A 25,045-nucleotide genomic window follows, 5' to 3' on the forward strand; every position below is an offset into this window, starting at 1 on the left:
CAGCCCGGTCGGCCCATCGTCAGGCGTGCACGAGTTGCTCCGGTACCTCGCCGGTCACGGCGATCGCGCGGCGGCGCAGCCCGGTCGCCGCGATCACGCCCGCCAGGACGGCGGCCACCACCGGAACGATCAGCGCGGTGCGCAGCCCGTCCATGCCGACCTTGCCCGCATCGACCGCCGCGACGTTCACCGCGGTCACCACCGAGATCCCCAGTGCGGCGCCGAATTGGATTGCGGTGTAGAGCAATCCACCCGCCAAGCCGTGCTCTTCCTCGGCGATGTCGTCGGTACCCGCGATGGTCAGCGGTCCGTAGACGAGCGAAAAGGCAACGGCGAGCAGCAACATCGTCGGAAGCATGGCGATGTAGGCCCGATCGAGATCGGTCGGCAGGAACAGCGCGTAGGCGAGCGCCGCGAGCACCACCCCGCCGAAGATCACCCGCACATTGCCGAACTTGCGCACCAGCCAGGGCGTCAGCAGCGGCGCGAGCAGCGCGTCCAGACCCATCACCGCCATCGCGAGGCCGGTCTGCACCGTGCTCCAGCCGCGCAGTTCCTGGAAGTACAGCGTCGCCAGGAATTGGAATCCCATGAACGATCCGATGAACAGCATCGCGACCAGGTTGATCCGCACCAGCGGGGCCGAACGCAGGATGCCGAGCCGGACCAGCGGTGTGGCAGTGCGGCGTTCGTTCACGACGAACAGTCCGAGCGCCGCCAGACCCGCGGCGAAGATCGCGGCGGTCAGCGCCGGGCCGTTGCCTGGATGTTCCAGCCGGACAACGCCATAGACGAGCAGCAGCATCGCACCGGTCACACTCAACGCACCTAGCAGATCGAAGCCGCCCCGAACCCGTTCCGGCACAACGGAATCCCGCACCAACGCGATCGCGGCGACCAACAGCACGGCCGAAACGAGCACCGGCACGAAGAACACCCAGCGCCAGCCGAACGCGGTCAACAACCCGCCGACCACCATGCCGAGCGAGAAGCCACCCGCCGCGACACCCGCATAGAACAGCAGCGCCTTGTTGCGCACCCGCCCCTCGGCGAAGTTCGTGGTGATCAACGAGAGTCCGGCCGGCGCGAGGAACGCCGCGGCCACCCCGGTCACGAAGCGAGCGGTCAACAGCATCCATCCGGTCGTGGCGAAACCGCCGAGCCCGGAGAAGACCAGGAACACGGTCAGCCAGAACAGGAACATCCGTCGGCGGCCGAGCAGGTCGGCGGCGCGGCCACCGAGCAGCACGAACCCGCCGTAGCCGAGCACATAGGCGGACACCACACCGCTGAGCATCCCGGTGGACAGGCCGAGTTCGGCCCGGATCGAGGGCAGCGCCACATTCAGCATCGCGACGTCGATGCCCTCCAGGAAAATCGCGCCGCACAACACCGCAAGCACGCCCCAGGCGCGGCCGGACATCTCCGTAAAGACCTCGACGGCTCTGGTTTTGACCATCACGACTCCCCAAACAGACTCGGTTCCCCATAGTGGGGTCGGTTACCTCTTGATACCTAGGGAAAGTTTCGGGCAGAATCGGCAACCATGGAAGACGGCACATTGAAGTCACCCGGGCACTGCGGGGATACCGCCGCCGACTACGACGTTCTGCAGTGGGACACCCGCGTCGACTGCGAGGTGCGCCAGATCCTCGATCGCATCGCCGACAAGTGGTCGCTGCTGGTGATCGCGCTGCTGGATCAAAAGAGCCTGCGATTCACCGAGTTGAAGCGCAAGATCGACGGCGTGAGTCAGCGGATGCTCACCCGCACGCTGCGGCATCTCGAACGCGACGGACTGGTCGAGCGCACCGTCTATCCGACGGTCCCGCCGCGCGTCGATTACGCGCTGACCCCGCTCGGTGCCAGCCTGCACACCACCATCAAGGCCCTCGTCACCTGGACCGAAGGGCACCAGAACGAAATCGCCGCAGCGCGCAACGCCTATGACCAGCGCGCCACCGAGGACGCACTCGCGACGGTCTGATCGATGTATCGACGGGCCGGGCGCAGTAGCGTGGGTGACGCTGCCGATTCGAGGAGTTCACCATGCGGGCCGCCGTCGTCACCAACTCGAAGTTCGAGGTCACCGACCTGCCGACACCGATACCGGGTCGCGGGCAGCTGCTGATCAACGTATCGCGCTGCGGCATCTGCGGTTCCGACCTGCATGCGCGCAGCCATGCCGACGAGATGGCCGAGTTGGGTGTGGCCACCGGCTACGACTACTTCATGCGGTCGGACCAGAGCGTGGTGCTCGGACACGAATTCAGTGGCGAGGTAGTCGATTACGGGCCGGGCTGCCGCAAGCGCTGGGCGGCGGGCACACCGGTGGTGGCGCTGCCGATCGTGCGGCACGGTGCGAAGCCGCAGCTGACCGGGCTTTCGGTCGAGGCGCCGGGCGCGTATGCCGAGCAGGTGGTGGTCCAGGAATCGATGACCATGCCGGTGCCGAACGGGTTGTCCGCCGAGCACGCCGCGCTCACCGAACCCATGGCGGTCGCCTGGCACGCGGTGCGCAAAGGCCGAGTCGGCAAGGGGCAGAACGCCTTTGTCATCGGCTGCGGGCCTATTGGCCTCGCGGTGATCAGCATGCTCAAGGCCGCGGGCGTGCGCACCGTGGTGGCCAGCGACTTCTCCCCGCGCCGCCGGGAACTAGCGACCGCGTGCGGCGCGGACATCGTCGTCGACCCCGCCACCGACTCCCCCTGGACCGCCGCCCCCAAGCGCGGCCGGATCAACGGCGTCACCGACATTCTCAGCCTCGGCTTCGACACCATGGAGCGCCTGCGCCAAGTCCCGAGCCTGCCCTGGTGGTACGTCTTCCGCCTCGCGCACACCCTGAACGCGGGCCCGTCCGGCCCCGTCATCTTCGAATGCGTAGGCGTCCCAGGCATTCTCGACCAAATCCTCACCGCCGCACCCCCACTCTCCCGCATAGTCGTCGTCGGCGTCTGCATGGAAACCGACCGCATCCGCCCCGCCATGGCCATCAACAAGGAACTCGAACTCCGCTTCGTCCTCGGCTACGACCCAGGCGAATTCCGCGACACCCTGCACATGCTCGCCGAAGGCAAAGTAGACCCCACCCCCTTGATCACCGGCACCGTAGGCCTCAACGGCATCGAAACCGCCTTCACCACCCTCGCCAACCCCGACCACCACGCCAAGATCCTGATCGACCCAACCAGCTCCGCCACCGCCCCCTAGCTCTTCACGGGTTGTGGGTGGGGGTGGTTTCGTGGGGGCGGTAGTCCTTGATTTGGATTGTGCGGGCGATCTTTTGGGGGGCGCCGCCGATGAGGCCGCGCCAGGGGAGGTAGGGGAGGAGGCGGACGTTGAGGTTGCGGAGGCGGATCATCCAGTTGGTTGGGGGTGCGTACCATTTGCCGACGCCCTCGGCGAAGGTTTGGCAGGCCTGGACCAGTGGGAGCAGTTCTCGGCGGTAGCGGGGGAAGGCGATGGTGTGGTCGCCGTGGGCGGCGGCGAGTTCGCCAGCCAGGATGTAGGCGCCGATCAGGGCGAGGTTGGTGCCCTGGCCGGATAGTGGGGCGGCGCAGTAACCCGCGTCGCCGACCAGGGCGATGCGGCCCTTCGACCAGTCGTCCATGTGGATCTGAGCCATCGCGTCGAAGTAGAAATCATCGGCGGTGGCGAGATGTGCGAGTAGGCGCGGTACCGCCCAGCCCGCGTCGGCGAAGGTGTCGGCGACGATGCGCTTCTGCTGTGCGATGTCGCGGTAGTCGTAGTCGAGCTGGTCCGACTCGAACGCGAAAACCGCTTTGGCATGGGTGTTTTCGCGGGCGCTGTAGCTGCCCGCGATCTTGCCGGGGATGTTGTAGTCCTGCTCCCAGTGGTCCAGCTCGAGCAGGTTCGGGGTGGTGTAGATGGAGATGTAGTAGCCCATGTGCCGGATGAAGTCCGTCTCCGGGCCGAACACCAGCTTGCGGGTGTTGGAGTGCATGCCGTCGGCGCCGATGACCAGATCGAAGGTGCGCGGCTCGGCGTGCGCGAAGGTGACGTGCACGCCCTGCTCGTCCTCGGTGAGCGAGGTGATGCTGTCGCCGAAGAGATATCCGACATCGTCGCGGGTCGCCTCGTACAGCACCTTGGCCAGATCGCCGCGCTGGATCTCGCAGTCGCCGCCCGCGCCGACACCGTTGAACACCTCACTGCTCATGCTCGCCCGCGACCTGCCCGTGGCGTCGACGTAGGAGGTGCCGCGCTTGCCGGTGCTCCACTCGTGCACCTGCCCGAGCAGGCCCATCTTCCGGATCACGTCGGTTCCGGTGCCGAGCACGTCGATCGCCTGACCGCCGTCGCGCAGCGCGGGGGCGCGCTCGACGATGGTCACCGCGAATCCGTAGCGGTTCAGCCAGAAGGCCAGCGTGGGTCCGGCGATGCTGGCGCCGGAGATGAGGACGGTTATCGGTCGATTGCCCATGTCGAAAACTGTACATATGTCTTAGGCAACTGCGCAATACAAATGCCTAAGGCGATCGCGCTACCATGTTGACCATGGGAAACCGAGAAGATCTACTCGCGGGCGCGCGGCAATGCCTGTTCGAAAAGGGCTACGCCCGGACCACCGTGCGCGATATCGCCACCGCTGCGGGCGGGGTCAGCATGGCGGCCATCGGCTACCACTTCGGTTCCAAGGAGGCGCTGCTGAACGAGGCGCTGGCCGAGGCGAATCGCGAATGGGGCGTGGAGCTCGAACGCGCGGTAACCGATGCGGCGCAGCCGGATTCGACGCCACTGGACCGGTTCGCGACGAATTGGACGGCGGTGATCGACTCGATCGGCGCCCATCGCGGCCTGTGGGCGGCCACCTTCGACACCATCGCCCAGGCGGGCCACGAACCCGCGACCAGGGAGCAACTCGCGACCGCTGTCGCCGAGGCGCGCAGCGGTCTCGCCCGTCTCTTCGACAACGTCGACGAAGCCGACGAAGCGAACGGCCGGGCGGTCGGCGCCTTCTATCAGGCGCTACTGACCGGCCTGGCCGCCCAGTATCTGATCGACCCCGAGCACGCGCCGACCGGCACGGACCTGGCGGAGGCGGTGCGCACGATCACCGCGTGACTCGACCTACTCGGGCAGCAGGCCGAGGGTGCCTTCCGCGCTACGGGCGGCGGTGAGGCAGGCGGTGCTGGTGAACTGGTCGGCCAGCGGGTGGCGAGCGCGGGACCGCCACTTGCGCACGGCGGCAACGGCTTGGTCGCGCTGCACCGACGGCGCGGCGTCGACCGGGAGACCGAGGCGCAGATGCGGGGCGACGCCGGAACCGCCGATGAGGCGGTGCAGCTCGGCGAGATCGGCTGGCGGCAAGGTCAATTCGTCGGTGCGCAGGCGGCCGAGCAGGCGCAGCTCGGCGAAGCCGTGCACGTCGGCGAGCAGGGTGCGCACGCGAGGTAGCAGGACGTCGGCTTCGCTGCCGGGGTAGGCAGTCAGCACCCGCGCGAGCGCGGTGAGGGCGGAGTGCGCCTTGAGTTGGTCGGCGCGCTGGCCGAATTGGACGTCGAGCACCGAGCGCAGCTCGTCCACGCCGCTGCGATTGGTCAATTCCGCTGCCAGCGTGGCGGAGTCGCGCACACCGAGCCGAATCAGGGTGACCGCCATGCGAATGCCGAACAGCCCGAACCGTTCCGCGAGCTGAGCCCTGAGCTCCGGTGCCACCGGCAGCGCGACATCGGGGCGCGCGAAACGATCCGCGGAGAGCAATGCCGTGCTCAGGTCGTCCACCGGTACACCGGCCAGCGCCTCGAACGCCGCGTACTCCTGTTGACGCAGGGTCGCCGCCGCGAAGGCAAGCAGTCCGGCGACCGGAATCACGGCCTGGCACAAGCCTGTTCGCTCCAGTTCTCCGGCAAAGCGCGTCGCGACGTCACGCGCCGAATGCAGGGCATCGATTCGGCCCGCACCGATCTCGTCGGCCCTGGAGACCACGCCGACGACACCGAGTGGACCGGAAACACCCTGCGCCGCACTGGTTCCGGCGCCTACCCGTTCAAGGAACCGCACGTCGGCGGCGTCGAGCCTGCGCAGCAGATACACGACCGCGTCGGCACCCGGAACCGCGATGCTCTGCTCGGCCTGCTCCATATCCGCACCCGGTGTGAGCAATCGAGCCGTGCGCCGCGACACCTCTCGTGACAGCGAGGAGGTGCCCGGCGTATCGATGATCGTCGTGTGGGCCAGCGCCGCCGCGGGCCATTCGACCTCGAGGTGATCGACCTCGCGCGAGGCGGGCGCGTTCCAGTTCAGCCGGTCCAGGTCGAAGGTCAGGCCGTGCGTGCCACCGCCGCGGCGCACCACCACATTCGCGCGGGCACCGTCGCCCGCGTGTGCCGTCACGCTCGGGGTGGAGCCGTAGCGATACCAAGTGACCACCCTGGTGCACTCGGTCGCATCGGTCGGCGCGATATCCTGCCCGACAAGCGAATTGAGCAGCGTGGACTTACCGGCCTTCAACGAACCGGCGAGCGCGATACGCAGCGGCTGATCCAAACGACCGGCGCAGTCGGCGAGCAGTGCCCGCGGCCTGGGCTCGCTCGCCAGCGCCGCGCGCGCCGCACCGACCAGCCGATGTGCCTCGGCCACGATCCCCGGCGCCGCGCCGACCTCGCGCCTCACGACGCCGCCGTTCGCGAAGGCGCGTTGTGACTTCGGTTCGCTCGTTGACGCTCCCTCACGAGGCAACCGTACCGACGGGCGCGCTCGGCAGCGCGGCCTGCATGGCGTCGGCGTATCGGCCCAGCTCGGCGACCACGTGCAACTGCCGCTCGAGCACCGCGCCGCGCTCGGCCCGGCGGGCGTTCGCCATCGTCGCGGCCTCCTGCGCGGCCCGCAGCGAATCGTCGATCGACCGCAGGCTCCGTTCGGCCACACCGGCGTAGTGGTCGCGCAGCGCGCGATGGATGCGATGCAGTCGATCCTTGGATTCCTTGCCCGTCTGGAAGGCCACGTCATCGACGAACCGGCGGACGGCGCCCTTCGCCTCGTTGCGCCGCCGGGCCAGCCGGGCCGCCTTGTCGTCACGGAAGGCCTTGCCGCCCACCACGAGTCCGGCGCCGAGCGAGATCGGGTTGAGCAGCGCGAGTCCGGCGAAGGTGCTGGCCAGCCCGACCATCAGCACACCACCGTAGGAGCCGCGCATGCCGACGAGCAGTTTGCTGCCGAAGCCGATGTCGGGTTCCAGGTCGGCGAGGGTGCCCGCGCCGACGTGACGGCCCTCGACGGCCGCGTCCGAGTGGACGTCCGGCAGATCGGCGGTGCCCACCTCGGTGAAATGCTCGGCGACCCGCTGCGCGAGTTGCAGTGCGCGCGAATGGGTCCACAGCAGGTTGTCACCGATCGCCGTGTCGATGGTGCCGGTGAGGTATTCCGCGATGCTGTCCCAGTGCCGCCCGGGGTCGTGCTCGTCGATCCACTCCTCGGTGGTTCTGGCGATGCCGCGCAACCGATCTCGCAGATCGTGGTCGACGTCGCCCGCCAGGTCGGTGATGCCGTCGGCCAGGGTCTGCTGCCACGCGGCGGTGCGGCGGTGCAGTTCTTCGGCCGAGGTCCGCGCGGTCTGCAGTTCGCGGACCGCCGCCGCACCACGGGCCGGATCGCGCACCGCGACCAGCTCGCTGCCCAGCGCCAGCGCCAAATGCTCGGCGGCGGAACGGATATCGCGAGCCACCGCGCCGCGGGTGGCCAGCTGGTCGCGGGCCACCACCTGATCGCGCAGGAACTGGTAGAGCACACCGAAGCCCGACTCGACGCCGAGCTGCTGGTCCTGCAGGCGGAGCGCGTGGCTGCGCAGCAACGAGGACACCGCGATCATCGGCACCTCGAGGCCTGCCTTGGCGAGGTGGCCCTGGTCCGCTTCGTACACCTGACGCCAATGCGGGTACAGGTCGGTCTTGGTGACCAGCAACGCGACGGTGGGGCACAGTTCGCGCACCTGGCGCAGGAACGCGAGTTCCGGTTCGGTGAGTTCGGTGGACGCGTCGGAGAGCACCAGCACCGCGTCGGCGGCGGGCACCATGCTCAGCACGCCTGCCGCGTAAGAACTTCCGTGCCCGCCGACGCCCGGGGTATCGACCAGCACGATGCCATCGGCCAGCAGGGCGTTCGGCACCTGGATCTCCAAGCGCAGGATTCGCCGCCCCTGCGCCATCGGGGAACGCGCGGTGATCGAGCCGATCTCGTTGATCGGCACCGGAACTCGGGTCTCGGGGCCGCCGGAGTCGCCGCCGGGACCGGTCAGCACCAGCTCCGCCTTCGGCTCGGGGCCGTGCGCGAGCAGCGTGGTGATCGTGGTGGTCACGTCGTCGCCGACCGGGCAGATCTCCAGATTCAGCAGCGCGTTGATGAACCGGCTCTTGCCCTGATCCAGTTGCCCCGCAATGACAATGCGCCGCCGCGGGTCGCGGACCCGGTCGGCCGCCACCTCGAGGCGGCCGACCAGATCGTTGCGGCCCGCGGCGCGCGCTGCCGCGATGGTTTCGCCGAGTACCGACAGCAGTGGTACCGCCGGTGGCGTGGCGTTCGGTGCGGGCGTCCCCATCGCGGTATCGACCTCTTCCAGTGGAACGGGCATTGTCAGTGCGGCGGCGGGGCGATCAGTGCAGCAGCGCGTCGCCGGTGAGATCCGCACCGGCACTGCCGGTCAGATCCGCGCCGGCATGCGAATCGCCGAACAGTCCCGTGTCGCTGTGCGCACCAGCGGTACTGTCCAGCCCCGATCCGAACGCACTCGAAACATCCAGTGACGACCAGGCGTTGGCGGTCGACCCGACATCACCACTCAGCCCGGCACCGGTGTCCACGGCACCGTGCGTGGTGCCACCAACCGAACCACCAAGTCCCGCAGTGGTATCCACGGCGCCCTGGGTCGTGCCACCAAGCGAACCACCGAGGGTCGCGCCCGTATCCACAGCACCGTGTGTAGTGCCGCCAAGCGAACCACCCAGACCCGCACCGGTATCCACCGCACCATGGGTAGTGCCACCGAGTGAACCACCCAGACCCGCGCCCGTATCCACCGCACCATGGGTAACGCCGCCAAGCGAACCACCCAGACCCGCACCGGTATCCGCAGCCCCGTGAAGAGTGCTGCCGAGCGAGCCACCAAGTCCCGCACCAGCATCCACCGCGCCACCGACACCTGTGGACAAACCGCCGCCCAGGCCCAGACCGGTCTCGAGCCCGGTCGCCGCATGCGCACCCGCATCGATGCCACCGCCGAGTCCGGTCTCCAGACCCGACCCCACCTGCGCACCAACACCGGCCGTACCGTCGAGCCCAGCGGACAACCCGCCGCCGAGACCAGCACCGGCATCCGCCGCTGCCCCGATCCCCGTGGACAACCCGGTCACCGCATGCGTGCCCGCATCAACCGCGCCACCGACCTGCGCACCAGCATCGAAAGCACCACCGAGACCTGTGGACAATCCGGTCTCCAAGCCCGAGCCAACATGCGCTCCAGCGTTGATCGAACTATCCACACTCGAAGCCAACCCGGTGCCGAGGTCGGCCCCCACCTGCGCACCCGCGCCGAGAACCGCACCTGTACTGCCGGACAGCCCGGTCTCCAGTCCCGACCCGACCTGCACTCCTGTATTCACCGCGCCATCCACCGCCGAGGACAACCCGCCACCGATCTCGGCGCCCACACCGAGCCCGCCCGACAGTCCCGCAGTAGCCTGCGCCGCCGAATTCGCCACGCCACCAACGGTTGTGGACAATCCACCACCGAGCCCGGCGGCGACATCGGCATCCAGGTCGGCCCCGCTTTGCGCGACAGCACCGAGACCGGCCGACAGCCCAGCCGCCGCCTGCCCGGTCGCATCGAGCGCGCCACCGATACCGGCCGACAAACCCGTGTTCACACCCGCGCCGAGATTCGCCGCAGCGTCGGCGGTCGCACCCAACCCGGTGGACAAACCACCGGCCAACTGGGTCCCGGCACCTTGCAGACCAGCAGTCAGACCGGCACCGAGATCAGCTCCCGCGCCGACGGCCGCATCGAGGCCGGTGGTCACACCGGTCACCGCGTTCGCGACACCCTGCAATCCGGCGGAGAGATCGGCCCCGACCTGGGTGCTCGCGCCGAGCGCGGCATCGAGTCCGGCCGTGGCCTGTCCCACCGTGCCGAGGGCACCGCCGATACCCGCGGACAGACTCGTTTCGAGCCCGGTCCCCGCATGCAGCCCGGCATCCACCGCATCCTGCACGTCGGCACCGATGCCGGTCACCGCCTGACCCGCGACGCCGAGCGCCCCACCGACCGCGGCGGACAGATTGGCGCCGATGTCGGCGACGGTCCCGAGTCCGGTGGAAAGGCCTGCCCCGAGGTCCGCGCCGACCTGCAGGCCGGTGTCGATCGCGGTGTTCAGTCCAGCGTTGAGGTCGAGGCCGGTGCCGATCTGGCCACCCAGGTCGATGCCGAGGTCGGCACCTACGTTCAGCCCCGCATCGGCGGCCGCTGCGGCGCCGACGGTGCCCGCGGCACCGAGCACGGCAGCGGCTCCGGTCTGCGCCCCGGCGGCGACGATCGCCGACAGCTGAGAGCCGCCCGCGACCAGCGCCGACTCGGCGACCATCGGGGCGACGGCGGCGATGTCCTCCGGCGTGACGGCGGGCAAACCCGCCGCCACCAGCGCTTGCGTCGGGTTGGCGCAGTAACCGACCGCCGCGTCATGATCACGCAGCAGGTTGAGGATGAACTCGAGAATCGCGTTGGGTGTCATCAGAAAATCTCCTGAGAGCCGGCGGACCTCCGCGATCCGCATCGTTGGAATGCATTTCACGCTAGGGGCGCGACTCGTTACGCGTAACGGGGCCGACCCCCACAACTCACCCGAGCCTGCCCTTAGGGGCATCCGTCGCATTAGGGGAATTTCCCCGCAACTTCCCCGAAAGCGGTAACGGCGGACGGCCAGCAACCGAAACAACGGTTGCGTCGGCGTGCTCGTACCGCCTTCCGCACTCGGACTACACAGCAGCGACACCGGACCACAGAGTTTTCGAACGGGGTTCACGAATGACAGAGCGTCTGGCGCTCGGCATCACAGTCGGGGCGTCGAATTCGGTCGCCGTGGCGGCAGCGGGGGACGGCGGTGACCGCGTGGTCACGCATCCCAGCGTGCTGCGGCTCGCGGCCGACGCACCGCCCGCCCTCGGCGGCACCGGGCAAACCACCGGACGGCATTCCGGCGACGTGCTGCTCGAGGGTTTCCTCGCCAGGGTCGGCGATCCGGTGGCCATGCTCGCCGAGGACGGCACCGCACATTCCGCCGCCGACCTCGTCGCCGCGGCCGTCGCCTGCCTGATGGACGAGATCAGCACCGAAGCGCGTGCGTACGGCTCGACCGTGGCTTGCCACCCCGCGTGGTGGACCGGGCACACCGTCGACATCCAGCGCGCCGCCCTCGATCGCGCAGGTCTGCGCGAGGTGACGCTGGTGCCCGAACCGACCGCCGCGGTCCGCTGGCTCGAATCCACGCACGGCCCGCTCGGCGACGGCGCGGTGCTCGTGTACGACCTCGGCGCCACCGGCCTGACCGTCTCGGTGGTGCGCACCGGCGACCACGCCAGCGTGCTCGGCACACCGCTGCGTACCACGGACATCGCCGGCGCGGAATTCGATCTGCTGACCATGCGCTACGTGCTGGCAAACGCTGTGCTTGCAAATGATTTCGATCCGTTCGACCCGGCCGTCGAACGCGAATTGTCGGCATTGCGCGAGCACTGCAGAACAGCGAAAGAAGAGCTTTCGATAAACACCGCGACGGTCGTGCGGGTGCGGTTGAATCCGGCGGACACGCACGGCGGCAACGTCCGTCTGGTGCGTGGCGAACTGGAGGACCTGCTTCGCGGCCCGCTGCTGACCTCGATCGACCTGATCCGCGACGCGGTGCACCGGGCCGGGCTCGACATCGGCGATATCGGTCGTGTCCTGCTCACCGGTGGCGGCGGTGCAATTCCCTTGGTCGCCGAGCTGATCTCGACCGAATTCGGTCTCCCGGTGGTCGCGGCCCCCGACCCGGCCAACACCAGTGCCCGTGGTGCTGCCGCATTTGCCGCGGATCTGGCTACTGCCAGCGTGCCGGTCGCACCGCCGGTGCTCAACGCGCCGAAGACCAAAGAGCTTCCCTCAGTATCGATCTCGCCGTTGCCCGCGGGTGACCCGCCGCGCAGTCCGCGCTTCAGCGGCAGGCAGCGCGCCGCCATCGTCGCGGCTGCCGCGGTCGTCATCGGGTTGCTGGCCACCGGCACCGTCGCGATCGGCACCGGCGCGCAGTCCGGGCCGAACCCCTCGACCGAACACTCGTCCCCGGCGCGCGCGGCGGAGATCGCCGCGACCAACGGTGAACAGGCGGGCGATCCCAACTCGCCGGTCGCCGCGACGGACCCGACCACTTCCGCCGCAGGCCGCCCGAAATCCGATGCGGGGCAACCCGGTTCTCCCACCGCGACGACGGTGGCCGTGGTGAACAGCCAACCCGCCGCCGACCAGCCCGCCGCACCACCCGCGGAACCCGTTGCGCCGCAACCGGCCCCGCAACCGGCCCCGCAGCCGCAGCCGGCACCGGCACCGGCACCCGCACCGGGCAACTACCCGTCCCCACCGCAGGCACCGAGCCTGCCGACCGGCGTCTTGAAGGACCCGGTCGACTCCGTCGGCAACACCGTCGGCACCGTGCTGCGGGCCCCCGGCCAGATCCTCGGAGGAAACGGTGGCTGACATCGCCTTCGACACCCTGCCGTCCGCGCGCGAGATCCTTCGGGAACTGGAGTCCGCCGACCAGGAGCCGGTCGTCTACCTCATCCGCGGCCGCTCGCAAACCGGTAAATCCACCCTGCTCAACGAGATTCGTACCCGCCTGCGCACCCGGGGCATCCCGCTCCAGGATGCCCCGGCGACCGAGCCGGCCCGCACCGGCAATGCTGCCGACCCGAACCACCGTTCCCCCAACGGATTCGGCACCCGCACCGCCCCGACGACCGAGCTCCGTCCGGCGCTGGTCGTCGACAACGCGCACACACTGAGTCAGTCCGACCTCGAATACCTCTGCACCACCATCGAAGCCGGGCAACGCACGGTCGTGATCGCGACCCAGCCGCGACCGCACGACCTCCGGCTGCGCGCGCTGGCCGACACCGTCGCCCGACGCGGCCGGGTGGTCGATCTGCGCGCGCTCGGCGTGGCCGACATCGCCCCGTTCGCCAGGGAGCTCGGCATGATGGTGCCGCGCCAGGTGTCCCAGCACATCCACCGGCAGACCGACGGCATCCGCGGCGGCGTGGTCGCCGCGCTCAGCGCCGCCTGCTCGGCCCGGCTCGACGCGGGCATCGGCACGGTCGACGCGGCCGTCGCCGCCTGGGCCCGTTCGCTGCTGGACAACCTCGAGCCGGACCTGCTGGAAACGCTCGTCGTCGCCACCACCGGGGCAGGCTTGGACGCCAGCGAACTCACCGAGGTGCTCGGCGTGGAAGCCGTTGCCGCACAGCACCTCATCGATCGGGCCAGGGCGAGCGCGCTGGTCACCGATGCCGATCTGCTGCTGGCCCCGGCCGTCGGCCCGCTGCGCACGCTGCTCGGCGACCGCCGTTTCGTCGCGGTCCAGCGCAAACTGCTCGGCGCACGACTGGACGCGGGACTGCTGCGCGACCACACCGCGCTGCTGCTCGCCGAGTCCGGCGTCCGCGACCCTCGACTGGCCGAATTCCTCGCCGCCGCAGCGGTAAAGGCGGGCGACGACGCGGTGCGCTATTACGCGGCCGCCGCGGCGACCGGTGCCGACCCCGATCTCATCGCGCTGCGCTGGGCCGAGGCGGCCGGGCGCAACGGCGACGGCGAAACCGCCATGCGACTGGCCGAGCCGGTGCTGGCCCGTTCGGGGGTGTCCAGCGCGGAACTCGCCGACGCGGTGCGCATCTGCGCCGCGGCATTGACCCGGCGCGGCCTGATCGCCCGTGCGGCCCAACTGTATTCGTGGCTCGGTGCGCAACGCGTCGGCGCGGATTGGGCCATCGGCGCGACGGTCCTCTCGCTGGCGGGTGACCTACCCGGCGCAGCGGAGATGTCCGGCTCGGCGACGCAGTGGCCGCCGACCGAGGCCAACGCCCACGCCCGGCTGATCGCCACCGCACTGGCCGGTTCCCTCGGCCCGCGCAAGGGCGGGAGCCCCACCACGCCAACGCTTTCCACCAACGGCACGGCCACGGCCGTCTCCGCACTGGTGCAAGCCGCACACGCCGACTCCGGCGTCGACCGCTTCCTCCCCTGCACGGCGGTGTCCATCGCCACCCTGCTCTGCCTCGGCACGGGCGAGCCACGCCGCGCCGGCGACGCATTGCGCCGCGCCACCGCCAGCGGCCTGCGCTGCCATCAGCTTCAGGTGCTTGCGGCCTGGACGGCCATGCTCGGCGGTGACGAGCGCGCCGCCGCCGCGACGGTCGCCGCACTCGATCACGATTCCCTCGACGTCCGCGACCGCCTGCTCGCGCACGGTGTCGCGGTCGGTTTGGCCAGGCGCACCGGCGATCACGTCGCGCTGACCAAGGCCTGGCAGGCGGCCTACCTGATGTTCGACGACGTAGAGGCCGACCTGCTCGCGCTGCTGCCGATCGGCGAATTGTGGCTGGCCGGTATCCGATTGCGCGACGAGGGCCGGATCGCGCCCCTGGTCGATTCCGCGCTGGCTCTGCTCGACCGGTTGGACGAACCGCCCGCCTGGGCGAACGCCTTCCACTGGTACGGCGTGCAGGCAGCGATACTGCGCGAGCGCCCGCAGGAGCTGCTCCCGCATGCCAAGCCGCTCAAGGCCGCGGCCGAAGCGGGCGATCGGCACGCCGCCGTGCTCGCCGACGCGGGCCGCACCTGGGTGCTCGTGCTGCGCGGCGAGGTATCGGCGGCGCCGGTCGAGGCGGCCGTCGCCGGCTTGAGCGAGATCGGCATGACCTGGGACGCCGCCCGGCTGGCCAGCGAGGCCGCCCTCGCCGCCGCCGACTCGGCGACCGCGACCGCGCTGCTCAAGCTGGCCCGCACGGTCCGCGCCGACGCCAAACCGCAGGATCCGATCCTGCCGCCGACCGTGACGCCACCGCAGCAGGGCGCTCGGCCCGCCCCGGATCCGGCGGTCGGCGAGCCTGCCGCGATCCTCAGCGAACGGGAACGGGAAGTCGCCGAGCTGGTCTTGCTGGGGCTGACGTACCGGGAGATCGGCGCTCGTCTGTACATTTCTGCCAAGACGGTGGAGCATCATGTCGCCCGTATTCGGCGTCGGATCGGTGCCCGGTCCCGATCGGAGCTATTGTCGATGCTCCGCGCCATGGGACACGGCTCCCTGCTGGTGTGACAGAGTGCGGATTCGTACGCCAGGAAGCCGAAGCGAGGTACTCAGGATGGCCACAGGGGTGGGCCTACGCATCGCCGAGGACGAGTGCACGGCGGCGATCGTCACCGACGGCGACGAAGAACCGTTGTTCATCGTCCGCGAGTCGTTGCTGTACATGTCCGACGACGGTGACGCCACGCTCGGCGGACCACCGCCGGACGAGAATGCCCATGCGATCACCGGCTTCGCGCTCGCCGTCGGCGATCCCGCGGGCATCTCCGTCGACGACGGCGAGGCCTACCGGGCCGAGGACCTGGTCGCGACCGCGCTGTTCTGCCTGATCAACCTCACCGCCGACCACCTCAACGGTCCGGCCGAGTTCTACGCGACCCACCCCGGTGACTGGCCGCGCGAATACGTGCAGGCCCTGCGCGACGCGCTGGACTACCTGGGGCTGCGGTCGGTGCTGTTGGTGAGCGAGGCCGACCTGCCGAGCGTGGAGACGGGCGCACCGGGCAGCACGTTCGCCTACGACGCCGCCCGCGCGGCACTGGCTGCGGTGCTCTCCACCCCGGCGGGCAGCACCCCGCCGGATCCGAGCCACGCCGAGAACTCGACGGTGGACACCGTCATCATCCCGGCCGTGCCCGCGTCCGAACCGACGCCGCAGGCGTACTCGGCGGCCATCCCGATGGCCGAGCCGGTACCGACCGAACAAACCGCGGTACCGGAAGAACCCGTGCGGAAAGCCGGACCGGCGAAGGACCGTAAACAGCTCCCGCTGCTGATCGGCGCCGCGGCGCTGATCGGACTGGTACTCGGCGGCTTCGCGATGGCCGTGTTCTTCCGCGACGACGGGAGCACCCCGGTGCCGCCGATGCGCGACGCCAAATCCGATCAGGTCTCGGTGAGCCCGACGCCGCCCCCGGCACCGCCGATCAACTTCCCGACCGTTCCGCTGACGCCGACGACCACCGAGGCACCGGTCACCACCACCACGCCACCACCGCCGCCGCCGGAAACGACGCCCCCGCCGCCGCCGACCACCGAGCCGCCGACGACAACGCCGAGCCCGTCCACCCGCCCCCGGCCCACGACGCCGTACAACCCGCTGCCGCAGATTCCGACGATCCCTGGCCTGCAGATACCGGGCAGTCGGTGATTAGTAGAGACCTTCCCCGGTTTGTGCCTTAAAGTGATGCGCTGACCGGTGTTGTCGGATGAATTGCAGGCGCCCGGTCTGTTGCTGGAGGACGACTGTGAGCCAACGGATTCCAGGCCCGTTGCCGCGGATTGAGCTGGCACATGCGTGCCAACGAAGGGATTTCATGCGCAAGTTGGTGGCGCGCCGCGCCACGGTCAAAGCTGTTGCCCTCGCTTCGACCGTTTTCCTCGCACCCTTGCTCTGCACGACCACCGCCGCGGCGGCACCGGCGACACCCACCCAGCTGAATGCCGATACCCTGCCGCAGGAACTGGTGCAGGCGATCGCGCGCGATCTGAAGATGACCCCGACGGAGTACCTGGACCGTGCGGCCCGCGCCCAGCAACTGCGCGACTACGCCCGCGATTTCCGCTCGGAACGCCCGGAGTCCTTCGCGGGCGCCTGGATCGGTAACGACGGCAAGCCGGTCGTCGCGGTCACCTCGCTCGACGCCGCCAAGATCGCCGCGGCCGACGGGTACCAGACCCGGCTCGCCCCGGTCTCCGCGGACGGCCTGGAGGGCTCGCTGATGCAACTGAATCAGTGGATCACCAGCCTGCCACGCGAGATCTCCGGCGCGATCAACTCCGTCGCCATCGACTTCCTCAACAGCCAGCTGGTGCTCAGCGTGGCCAACACCCCGGCGGGCCACGTACTGAACCTGCCGACCCTGATCGCCAACATCAAGGTCATCCTCTCGCCCGGTAGCGGCGGCGGCGTCGAGCGGCGGCCGATGGGCGGCGACACCTACATCAGCGCCCCGGTTTCGCTGCACGACTCCTCGCTCAAGGGCGTCGACGTCTGCTCGTTCGGCTTCAACAGCGTCGACGCGGCGGGCAACGCGCTGAATATCAGCGCGGGCCACTGCGATCCGAACGTCGACAAGGGCAACCAGGACGCCACCGTCTACTTCCCCAACGTCAAGGACATCCCGAACAGCCCGGAGCTCGGCTCCTTCATCCAGGCGAAGCTGGGCGGCCAGAGCGCGCTGGACTACTCGGTGATCAAGCTGAACGACCGCGCGGTGCGCTCGGGCATGGATCAGCCGACGGTGCGCGGCGCCAACGGCACCACGATCGCCATCACCGGCACCGCCGACCCGATCACCGGTGCGCCGGTGTGCAAGTCGGGGCAGTCGTCCACCTTCACGTGTGGCTTCGTGGTGGCCGATCGGGTCGAGACCCAGCTGTACACCGCGGAGGGCGAGAGCAAGACCGTGCGCGGCTTCGCCAGCTCGGCCTGCACGCTCGGCGGCGACAGCGGCGGCGCGATCGTCACCGGCACCCTCGCGCTCGGCATCACCAGCGGTTCCAATGCCGCGGAGGCACCGGACTGCAACGAGGCGAATATCGCGTTGGCGCAGTACGGCGGCACCGCCAGCCTGGGCATCCCGATCCGGCCGATCCTGGCCGATATCGACGCGTCGTCGGGTGGCGGAGTCGGCAGCGGCATCGCGGTGCGAACCCGGCCTAACGCCGGTTAAGGGGCGCCGGGCGCGGTGACAATCGGCATGCCGGAAAAAAGTGACTACCAAACGAACCAGAGCGTCGTTATAAGTAGGCATACCGCGCTGAAGCCCATATAGTCTGGGCATGCTCCTGCCACGTATAGGTCATCTCCGATCAGCTGCGCGACAGACCCGGGTCCGAAAATCAGTGATCGCCGCTTCGGCGGCGATACTGCTGTTCGGGCCTACGGCAGCAGTAGCGACAGCACAACCGGATCCGGCCCCGAGTCTGCCCGCGGAACTGGCTGCCGCGGTCGCCCGTGATCTGAAGATCTCCCCGGAGGAGTACCTGCACCGCGCGGACGTGGCCCAGCAGGTCGCCGGGTTCGCGACCACCGCGCAGCGGCAGTTCCCGTCGGTCTTCGCCGGTTCGTGGCTCGACGACGGCGGCAAGGGAGTTATCGCGCTGGCCCAGGGTCCCGGCGCCGACGAGGCCCGAAAGGCCGCTGAGTCAGCGGGTTTCGAGGTCCGCAACGTCGCCAAGAGCGAGTCGACGCTGCGCGGTGAGAAGACCGCGTTCCAGCGTTGGCTCGACGGCCAGCCCGAGGCGGTGTCGGCGCTCGTTCGTGGCGTGGTGATCGACACGGTCAACAACAGCATCGCGGTGCGCGTCGACAAGCCGGGCCTGCCGATGCCGAACTTCGTCGACCCGGCCCGGGTCATCGTGATGGCACCGCCGGTCGCCGGTGAGCAGGCCACGCTGCAGGCGACCGAGATCGCCGGCGCCGCGAACGGCGTGCTCGCGGGCGGCGACGGCTACGCCTCGGTCGCCGGACGCCTCTCGCTGCGCTGCTCGCTCGGCTTCAACGGCACCGACGCCAAGGGCAACATCGTGAACATCACCGCCGGTCACTGCAACCCGGACATCCCGTCCGCGGGCAGCGACAACGCGGCGCGGGTGCACGAGCTGAACGGCGACCGGCTCGGCAACGAGCTCGGCCGGTTCGAGAAGTCGGTGCTCGGCGCGCAGGACTACTCGATCGTCCGGATCGCCGACCAGGCGCGGAATCGCTTCGCCAGCAACGAGGTTCGGGTGCCCGGTGCCCCGTCGGTGCACGTCACCGGCGTCGGCGTCCCGGTCGTCGGCGCGCCGGTCTGCAAGTCCGGTTCGCGAACCGGTTACAGCTGCGGCGTGGTCAACGCGGTCGACCAGACCGTGCAGGTCGGCGAGCGTGAGCTCACCCAGGCCTTCTCGGCCAACATCTGCGCGCTACCCGGCGACAGCGGCGGCCCGATCGTGACCGGCACGCAGGCCCTGGGCATCTCCAGCGCCTCGTCGGTGGCCGACTACCCGATCTGCGAGATCCCCAACCTGATCGGCGCACTGACCGGCAACGCGCCGCAGCTGTTCGCGCAGCCGGTGAACGTGGTGCTTTCGGACAACACGGGGCTGAAGATCAACCTCGGCAACTAGTTCCAGACCGTCGAGGAGGCCGGCAGCGTTGCGCTGTCGGCCTTTTCGCTGTCTCCGGGACGTTTTCCACTGGCCTTGCACGACCCGTCACGTTGCCAATGCGGTGCTGCGTCCGGCAATGTTCCGGCATTCTGGACTGCATGTGTCTAGTGCTGATCGGTTGGCGGGCTCATCCGGAGTATCGGTTGATCGTCGCGGCCAACCGAGACGAGTTCTACGCCCGGCCGACCGAGTCCATGCGGTGGTGGCCGGAGGTGCCCGGCCTACTGGCCGGGCGGGATCAGGGAGCCAAGAACAAGGCCGCGGGTGATCCGCCTGGCACCTGGCTCGGGCTGCGCCGAGAGGACAAGGGCCACAACCGATTCGCGACGGTGACCAACGTGCGCGACCCGAAGGCCGAACGCGACGACGCCCGTTCCCGCGGCGCGCTGCTGATGGACTTCCTGCGCGGCGCCTCGGCGCGGCATCCCGGCGCCGACTTCCCCGGCCCGGAGAAGTACGTGCTCGATATCGCGGCCGCGCCGGACGACTACAACGGCTACAACCTGGTGGTGTCCGACCTGGAATCGCTGTGGTGGCACTCCAACCGCAGCGCCGCGCCGCCCCGCGAGCTCACTCCTGGCTTCCACGGCCTCTCCAACGGCAAGTTCGTCAGCTCGGCAGGGCTGAACCCGGGAAACACGGATTCAACCGCCCCACAGCCCATCTGGCCCAAGGTACGCAGCGGTGTGACCGAGCTGCGGTCGGTGGTGGAATCCGATCCCGGCGCCGTGGACCGCTACTTCGAGGTGCTGGCCGATCGCGCCGAGGCGCCGGACGCGGAGTTGCCGGACACCGGCGTCCCGCGCCCGATGGAGCGGCGGGTGTCGTCCCGGTTCATCGCGGACGTCGAGCACGGCACGCGGGCCAGCACGGTGCTGCTGGTGCGCGAGGACGGCTCGTTCGACATGGCGGAGCGGACCTTCGGGCGGTTCGGGCGGCGCAAGGGCGAGGTGTCGTTCAGCGGCACCCTGGATCTGCCTGCCTGAAAACGACGACTGGCCCGTCTCTCCGAGGAGAGCGGGCCAGTTGTCAGAGTGGTTCTTACTTCGCAGGGAGCGGCTTGTCGGCCCACTTGGTGGTGCCGTCCGGCGCCTGGAAGGTGTTCATCAGCTCGAGGCCCGCGGCGATCAGGGCCGGGCCACCGACCGCGATGGTGCCGAGGATGCCACCGATGCCCGCGCCGGCCACCAGGCCGGGGAGGCAGAACGCCGGAATGGTGATGATGCAACCGATGGTCGCACCGATGGCCGTACCGACGAAGCCACCGATCGCGGTCGCGATGCCGAAGTTGCTCGCGAATTCGTTCTGCGCCCGCTGGTTTTCCATCGGCGACGCGATGTCCTGCGCGACGGACGGCTTGGCGACGACCGGCTTATCGGTGATGACCAGATCCGCAGGCTTCTGCGGGGTGACCTCGAGAACCGCGCCGTCCTTCTTGACCTCGGTCTTCACCGGGACGAGCTTGCCGTCGACGTCCACGTCGAGCGGGAACGAAACGAGGGTGTTGCCCGCGCCGTCCCGCACGTTGGCGATGGAGATCTTCGGATCTTCAGCGGTCGCTCCGTCCTTCTCGGTGACCGAGAAGGTTCCCCCCTTGAGCGACGCGACAACCGTCTTGTCGACCAGCTTGACGGAGTAGTTGATGCCGGGGTCGGCCGGGGCGGCGACAGGCTCGGCATGCGCGGTCCCGAGACCGATGGTCATCGCGCCGATGACCAACGCGGCACCCGCGGTGGTTCTGCGGAGGTTCATTCAGTTTCCAATCCATCATCAGGTCGCCTGCCCGCCGATCCCCGCACGCGAGAGCGCTCTTCATCAAATCCGGGCGGTCGCCCCGGATCCTCCCCGAGCAGTGTGAAGACAGGCACAGCAGACAGAACGTCGTGAGCGTAATCCACCGGCGAGCCATAAGCGAGAAGCATTACGCGACTTGAAGACTAAGCCTGTCCTTACCGAATAGGCCGGATGCCTCGACGTTTACGGTGGTGATCACCTGAACACGCTCTTGGATTGGCAAACCGGGTGTGATGTTCATCACAGGCTTAATTTGAGTCAAGCCCCAGCAAGAGGGGGCATAGCCCAGCTGTAAATAGTACGACGGATAGCATAAGTTACCGGTGGGTAACTTACTGCCGGTTAGGATACGAGCCAATCGGGCGGTCCCGAACCGCCCCCGCTCGTGTTGCCTCTAGAGAAAGGTCGCGACATGAATGCCCTGACAGTGACGCTGGGCACGATTGGGGCGACGCTCAGCCTCCTGTGTTGGGCGTCGTTCTTCGGCGGCGTCCGCAGCATCGTCCGCGCCATCATGGTCGGGCAGCCCGCACCGGATCGCTGGCGACCGTTCTTCCCGCGTTTCAAGCAGATGGTCATCGAGTTCCTCGCGCACACGCGGATGGCCAAGTTCCGGACCGTCGGCTGGGCGCACTGGCTGGTGATGATCGGCTTCATGGGCGGCGCCATCCTGTGGTTCGAGGCCTATGGCCAGACCTTCGACCCGTCCTTCCACTGGCCGATCGTCGGCAACTGGCCGATCTACCACCTGTGGGACGAGATCCTCGGCATCGGCACCGTGGTCGGCATCGGCACGCTGATCATCATCCGCCAGTTGAACCACCCGCGGCTGCCCGAGCGGCTCTCCCGGTTCAGCGGTTCGAAGTTCGGTCCCGCGTACGTGATCGAGCTGATCGTGCTGATCGAGGGTCTCGGCATGATCTTCGTGAAGGCGGGCAAGATCGCCGCCTACGGGCACTCCGACCCGTACACCGACTTCTTCACCATGCAGGTGGCCAAGCTGCTGCCCGCGAGCACCACCATGGTCGCGCTGTTCGCCTTCGTGAAGCTGATGTCCGGCATGGCCTTCCTCTACCTGGTCGGCCGCAACATCACCTGGGGTGTGGCGTGGCACCGGTTCTCGGCGTTCTTCAATATCTACTTCAAGCGTGAGGACGACGGCGGCGTCGCGCTCGGTGCGGCCAAGCCGATGATGTCCAAGGGACAGCCGGTCGATATGGAGACCGCCGACCCGGACAACGACACCTTCGGCGCCGGGCGGATCGAGGACTTCTCCTGGAAGGGCTGGCTGGACTTCACCACCTGCACCGAGTGTGGCCGGTGCCAGTCGCAGTGCCCGGCGTGGAACACCGGAAAGCCGTTGTCGCCCAAGCTGTTGATCATGTCGCTGCGTGACCACGGCAACGCCAAGGCGCCGTATCTGCTGGCCGGTGGCCGCAAGGACATGGGCGGCGACGAGATCGGACTGGTAGACGCCGAGGGCAAGCCGGACGAGGCCGCACTGGCCAAGATCTCGGACGCGGCGAAGGCCGAGGCGGAACGTCCGCTGGTCGGCGGCGCCGATGTCAGCGGCATCATCGATCCCGAGGTGCTGTGGTCGTGCACCACCTGTGGTGCGTGTGTCGAGCAGTGCCCGGTCGATATCGAGCACGTCGATCACATCATCGATATGCGCCGCTACCAGGTGCTCATCGAATCGGAGTTCCCCTCCGAGCTCGCGGGTCTGTTCAAGAACCTGGAGAACAAGGGCAACCCGTGGGGTCAGAACTCCAAGGACCGGCTCAACTGGATCAACGAGGTCGAGTTCACCGTCCCGGTGTTCGGGCAGGACGCCGACAGCTTCGACGGCTACGACTACCTGTTCTGGGTGGGTTGCGCCGGTGCCTACGAGGACCGTGCGAAGAAGACCACCAAGGCGGTCGCCGAGCTGCTCGCCACCGCGGGCGTGAAGTTCATGGTGCTCGGCCAGGACGAGACCTGCACCGGTGACTCGGCCCGGCGCGCGGGTAACGAGTTCCTGTTCCAGCAGCTCGCCGCGCAGAACATCGAGACGCTGAACTCAGTGTTCGAGGGTGTCGAGGACAAGAAAAAGAAGATCGTCGTCACCTGTGCGCACTGCTTCAACGCGCTCAACAACGAGTACCCGCAGGTGGGTGGCAACTACGAGGTGGTGCACCACACGCAGCTGCTCAATCGTCTGGTGCGGCAGAAGCAGCTGATCCCGGTGGCCACGGTGTCGCAGAACGTCACCTACCACGATCCTTGCTACCTGGGTCGGCACAACAAGGTCTACAACGCGCCGCGTGAGCTGATGGAAGCCTCCGGCTCGACGCTGATCGAAATGCCGCGCCACGGTGAACGTTCCATGTGCTGTGGTGCCGGTGGTGCGCGCATGTGGATGGAGGAGCAGCTCGGTAAGCGGATCAACGTCGACCGGGTCGACGAAGGTCTGAACACGCTCGCGGCGAACCCGGGCTCGACGCCCGGCAAGATCGCGACGGGCTGCCCGTTCTGCCGCGTCATGCTCAACGACGGTGTGACCGCGCGCCAGGAGAAGGGTGAGGGCGAAGGGGTCGAGGTCGTCGACGTCGCGCAGCTGATGCTCGATGCCATCGATCGGGTGGACGCTTCGAAGCTCAGCGAGAACCTGGTTGTTATCCAGGAGCCGAAAACGCCTGTGGTCGAAGAGGTTGTCGAGCCGGAGCCGGAGCCTGAGGTCGAGGCACCGGCGGCTGCGAAGGCGACACCGTCCGGTGGCGGGCTTGCGATGAAGAGTCCGGGTAAGAAGCCCGGCGGGCTCGGTATGAAGGGTCCGGCGAAGGCACCAGGCGCCAAGTCGGCGGAGTCCCCTGCGGCCGAAGCCGAATCCACTGCCGAGGCACCGGCCGCACCGGTCAAGGGCCTGGCCATGAAGGGCCCGGCCAAGAAGCCGGGCGGGCTCGGCATGAAGGGCGCCGCCAAAGCACCTGGAGCCAAGGCAGCGGAGTCTCCTGCGGCTGAAGCCGAGTCGGCGCCCGAGGCACCGGCTGCACCGGTCAAGGGTCTGGCCATGAAGGGCCCGGGCAAGAAGCCTGGTGGACTCGGCATGAAGGGTGCTGCCAAGGCGCCCGGAGCAAAGGCGACTCCGGCCCCGGCCGCTGAATCCGCACCCGCGGCAGAGTCCGCACCCGCGGCAGAGTCCGCACCCGCGGCAGAGTCCGCGCCCGCGGCAGAGTCCGCGCCTGCGGCAGAAGCACCGGCACCCAAGCCCGTCAAGGGTCTTGGCATGAAGGGTGCGGCCAAGGCTCCTGGCGCCAAGGCACCGGGTGCGAAAGCTCCGGCAGCACCCGCCGAGGCCACTTCCGCGTCAGAACAAGCAGCCGCCGAACCGGTTTCGGAAGCCACCGAAACCAAGCCGACCGTTCCCGCCAAGGGCTTGGCCATGAAGTCCGGCTTCAAGCGTCCCGGCGCGAAGGCACCCGGCACCTCGACTCCGGCCGACCCCGCGCCGACCGAGGAACCCGCCGCGGAATCCACCGCGCCGGAACCGACCCCGGAGCCGGATCAGCCCAGCAACGGCAAGGGTGCCGCCGAAGCCACTCCCCCGGCCGCCAAGCCGGGCGGCCTCGGTTTCAAGTCCGGCGCCAAGGCTCCCGGCCGCAAGAACTGATCCACACAACTACATAGTCATCCAGATCGACCCGGGTCCGCACGACGGACCCGGGTCGATCTGTGTCCGACGCCTCAATTAACTGATCAAGCACCCACTT

General features: G+C 68.8%; 16 protein-coding genes. 10 read left to right on the plus strand and 6 right to left on the minus strand.

All coding sequences use genetic code 11. The features are described 5' to 3' along the window. Nucleotides 1–19: 19 nt before the first annotated feature. Nucleotides 20–1,459: an MFS transporter gene (locus ACQPW1_RS46850; protein WP_433660330.1), complete on the minus strand. Its 1,440-nt coding sequence runs from the start codon at nucleotides 1,457–1,459 to the stop codon at nucleotides 20–22. A gap of 87 nt (nucleotides 1,460–1,546) precedes the next feature. On the opposite strand from ACQPW1_RS46850, the gene ACQPW1_RS46855 reads away from it, so the two are divergent. Beyond that, nucleotides 1,547–1,987, plus strand: a complete 441-nt coding sequence (locus ACQPW1_RS46855) for a winged helix-turn-helix transcriptional regulator (protein ID WP_433660332.1) — start codon at nucleotides 1,547–1,549, stop codon at nucleotides 1,985–1,987. A 62-nt stretch (nucleotides 1,988–2,049) separates the two neighbouring features. Next, nucleotides 2,050–3,210, plus strand: a complete 1,161-nt coding sequence (locus ACQPW1_RS46860; protein ID WP_433660334.1) for a zinc-binding dehydrogenase — start codon at nucleotides 2,050–2,052, stop codon at nucleotides 3,208–3,210. A gap of 4 nt (nucleotides 3,211–3,214) precedes the next feature. Here the strand turns inward: ACQPW1_RS46860 and ACQPW1_RS46865 are convergent, their stop codons facing one another. Continuing rightward, complete coding sequence (locus ACQPW1_RS46865) at nucleotides 3,215–4,444, minus strand: FAD-dependent monooxygenase (RefSeq protein WP_433660336.1); 1,230 nt, start codon at nucleotides 4,442–4,444, stop codon at nucleotides 3,215–3,217. A 74-nt stretch (nucleotides 4,445–4,518) separates the two neighbouring features. On the opposite strand from ACQPW1_RS46865, the gene ACQPW1_RS46870 reads away from it, so the two are divergent. Next, entirely contained in the window at nucleotides 4,519–5,085 is a 567-nt protein-coding gene (locus tag ACQPW1_RS46870) for a TetR/AcrR family transcriptional regulator (RefSeq protein WP_433660338.1), read from the plus strand. A 6-nt stretch (nucleotides 5,086–5,091) separates the two neighbouring features. On the opposite strand, the gene ACQPW1_RS46875 is transcribed toward ACQPW1_RS46870, so the two are convergent. Genes ACQPW1_RS46875 through ACQPW1_RS46885 form a run of 3 tightly spaced genes read right to left on the minus strand, consistent with a single transcriptional unit; the run spans nucleotide 5,092 to nucleotide 10,742 of the window. Beyond that, nucleotides 5,092–6,636 carry a dynamin family protein gene (locus ACQPW1_RS46875; protein WP_433660339.1) on the minus strand — a complete coding sequence of 515 codons (1,545 nt, stop codon included), beginning with the start codon at nucleotides 6,634–6,636 and terminating at the stop codon, nucleotides 5,092–5,094. Nucleotides 6,637–6,691: 55 nt separating this feature from the next. Beyond that, complete coding sequence (locus tag ACQPW1_RS46880; RefSeq protein ID WP_433665545.1) at nucleotides 6,692–8,557, minus strand: dynamin family protein; 1,866 nt, start codon at nucleotides 8,555–8,557, stop codon at nucleotides 6,692–6,694. A 55-nt stretch (nucleotides 8,558–8,612) separates the two neighbouring features. Next, complete coding sequence (locus ACQPW1_RS46885) at nucleotides 8,613–10,742, minus strand: IniB N-terminal domain-containing protein (RefSeq protein ID WP_433660341.1); 2,130 nt, start codon at nucleotides 10,740–10,742, stop codon at nucleotides 8,613–8,615. Between the two features lie 293 nt (nucleotides 10,743–11,035). Between ACQPW1_RS46885 and ACQPW1_RS46890 the strand changes: the two genes are divergently transcribed. The 6 genes from ACQPW1_RS46890 (at nucleotide 11,036) to ACQPW1_RS46915 (ending at nucleotide 20,488) form a co-directional block, all read left to right on the plus strand. Then, complete coding sequence (locus ACQPW1_RS46890; protein ID WP_433660342.1) at nucleotides 11,036–12,739, plus strand: Hsp70 family protein; 1,704 nt, start codon at nucleotides 11,036–11,038, stop codon at nucleotides 12,737–12,739. Next, complete coding sequence (locus ACQPW1_RS46895; protein ID WP_433660344.1) at nucleotides 12,732–15,356, plus strand: LuxR C-terminal-related transcriptional regulator; 2,625 nt, start codon at nucleotides 12,732–12,734, stop codon at nucleotides 15,354–15,356. Before ACQPW1_RS46890 ends, ACQPW1_RS46895 begins: the two co-directional genes overlap by 8 nt. A 46-nt stretch (nucleotides 15,357–15,402) precedes the next feature. After that, nucleotides 15,403–16,497: a hypothetical protein gene (locus ACQPW1_RS46900; protein WP_433660346.1), complete on the plus strand. Its 1,095-nt coding sequence runs from the start codon at nucleotides 15,403–15,405 to the stop codon at nucleotides 16,495–16,497. 166 nt (nucleotides 16,498–16,663) lie between these two features. Further along, nucleotides 16,664–18,022, plus strand: coding sequence for a S1 family peptidase (locus tag ACQPW1_RS46905; RefSeq protein WP_433660348.1), 1,359 nt, complete (start codon nucleotides 16,664–16,666; stop codon nucleotides 18,020–18,022). Between the two features lie 172 nt (nucleotides 18,023–18,194). Next, the gene (locus ACQPW1_RS46910) at nucleotides 18,195–19,460 is read left to right on the plus strand and encodes a S1 family peptidase (RefSeq protein ID WP_433660349.1); all 1,266 of its coding nucleotides are present in this window, start codon (nucleotides 18,195–18,197) and stop codon (nucleotides 19,458–19,460) included. 140 nt (nucleotides 19,461–19,600) lie between these two features. Beyond that, nucleotides 19,601–20,488 carry an NRDE family protein gene (locus tag ACQPW1_RS46915; protein WP_433660351.1) on the plus strand — a complete coding sequence of 296 codons (888 nt, stop codon included), beginning with the start codon at nucleotides 19,601–19,603 and terminating at the stop codon, nucleotides 20,486–20,488. Between the two features lie 55 nt (nucleotides 20,489–20,543). On the opposite strand, the gene ACQPW1_RS46920 is transcribed toward ACQPW1_RS46915, so the two are convergent. Beyond that, nucleotides 20,544–21,254 (minus strand): hypothetical protein, encoded by a 711-nt coding sequence (locus ACQPW1_RS46920; RefSeq protein WP_433660353.1) that lies wholly within the window; start codon nucleotides 21,252–21,254, stop codon nucleotides 20,544–20,546. A 454-nt stretch (nucleotides 21,255–21,708) separates the two neighbouring features. On the opposite strand from ACQPW1_RS46920, the gene ACQPW1_RS46925 reads away from it, so the two are divergent. Then, nucleotides 21,709–24,945, plus strand: coding sequence for a heterodisulfide reductase-related iron-sulfur binding cluster (locus tag ACQPW1_RS46925; RefSeq protein ID WP_433660354.1), 3,237 nt, complete (start codon nucleotides 21,709–21,711; stop codon nucleotides 24,943–24,945). Nucleotides 24,946–25,045: the final 100 nt, after the last annotated feature.

Origin of the sequence: Nocardia sp. CA-128927, from assembly GCF_050955855.1 — a bacterium.
Taxonomy (GTDB): Bacteria; Actinomycetota; Actinomycetes; order Mycobacteriales; family Mycobacteriaceae; genus Nocardia.

Coding starts and splice junctions, on each gene's coding strand:
- ACQPW1_RS46850 (WP_433660330.1), bottom strand. CDS start 1,459: ATGGTCAAAACCAGAGCCGTCGAGGTCTTTACGGAGATGTCCGGCCGC.
- ACQPW1_RS46855 (WP_433660332.1), top strand. CDS start 1,547: ATGGAAGACGGCACATTGAAGTCACCCGGGCACTGCGGGGATACCGCC.
- ACQPW1_RS46860 (WP_433660334.1), top strand. CDS start 2,050: ATGCGGGCCGCCGTCGTCACCAACTCGAAGTTCGAGGTCACCGACCTG.
- ACQPW1_RS46865 (WP_433660336.1), bottom strand. CDS start 4,444: ATGGGCAATCGACCGATAACCGTCCTCATCTCCGGCGCCAGCATCGCC.
- ACQPW1_RS46870 (WP_433660338.1), top strand. CDS start 4,519: ATGGGAAACCGAGAAGATCTACTCGCGGGCGCGCGGCAATGCCTGTTC.
- ACQPW1_RS46880 (WP_433665545.1), bottom strand. CDS start 8,557: ATGGGGACGCCCGCACCGAACGCCACGCCACCGGCGGTACCACTGCTG.
- ACQPW1_RS46885 (WP_433660341.1), bottom strand. CDS start 10,742: ATGACACCCAACGCGATTCTCGAGTTCATCCTCAACCTGCTGCGTGAT.
- ACQPW1_RS46890 (WP_433660342.1), top strand. CDS start 11,036: ATGACAGAGCGTCTGGCGCTCGGCATCACAGTCGGGGCGTCGAATTCG.
- ACQPW1_RS46900 (WP_433660346.1), top strand. CDS start 15,403: ATGGCCACAGGGGTGGGCCTACGCATCGCCGAGGACGAGTGCACGGCG.
- ACQPW1_RS46905 (WP_433660348.1), top strand. CDS start 16,664: ATGCGCAAGTTGGTGGCGCGCCGCGCCACGGTCAAAGCTGTTGCCCTC.
- ACQPW1_RS46915 (WP_433660351.1), top strand. CDS start 19,601: ATGTGTCTAGTGCTGATCGGTTGGCGGGCTCATCCGGAGTATCGGTTG.
- ACQPW1_RS46920 (WP_433660353.1), bottom strand. CDS start 21,254: ATGAACCTCCGCAGAACCACCGCGGGTGCCGCGTTGGTCATCGGCGCG.
- ACQPW1_RS46925 (WP_433660354.1), top strand. CDS start 21,709: ATGAATGCCCTGACAGTGACGCTGGGCACGATTGGGGCGACGCTCAGC.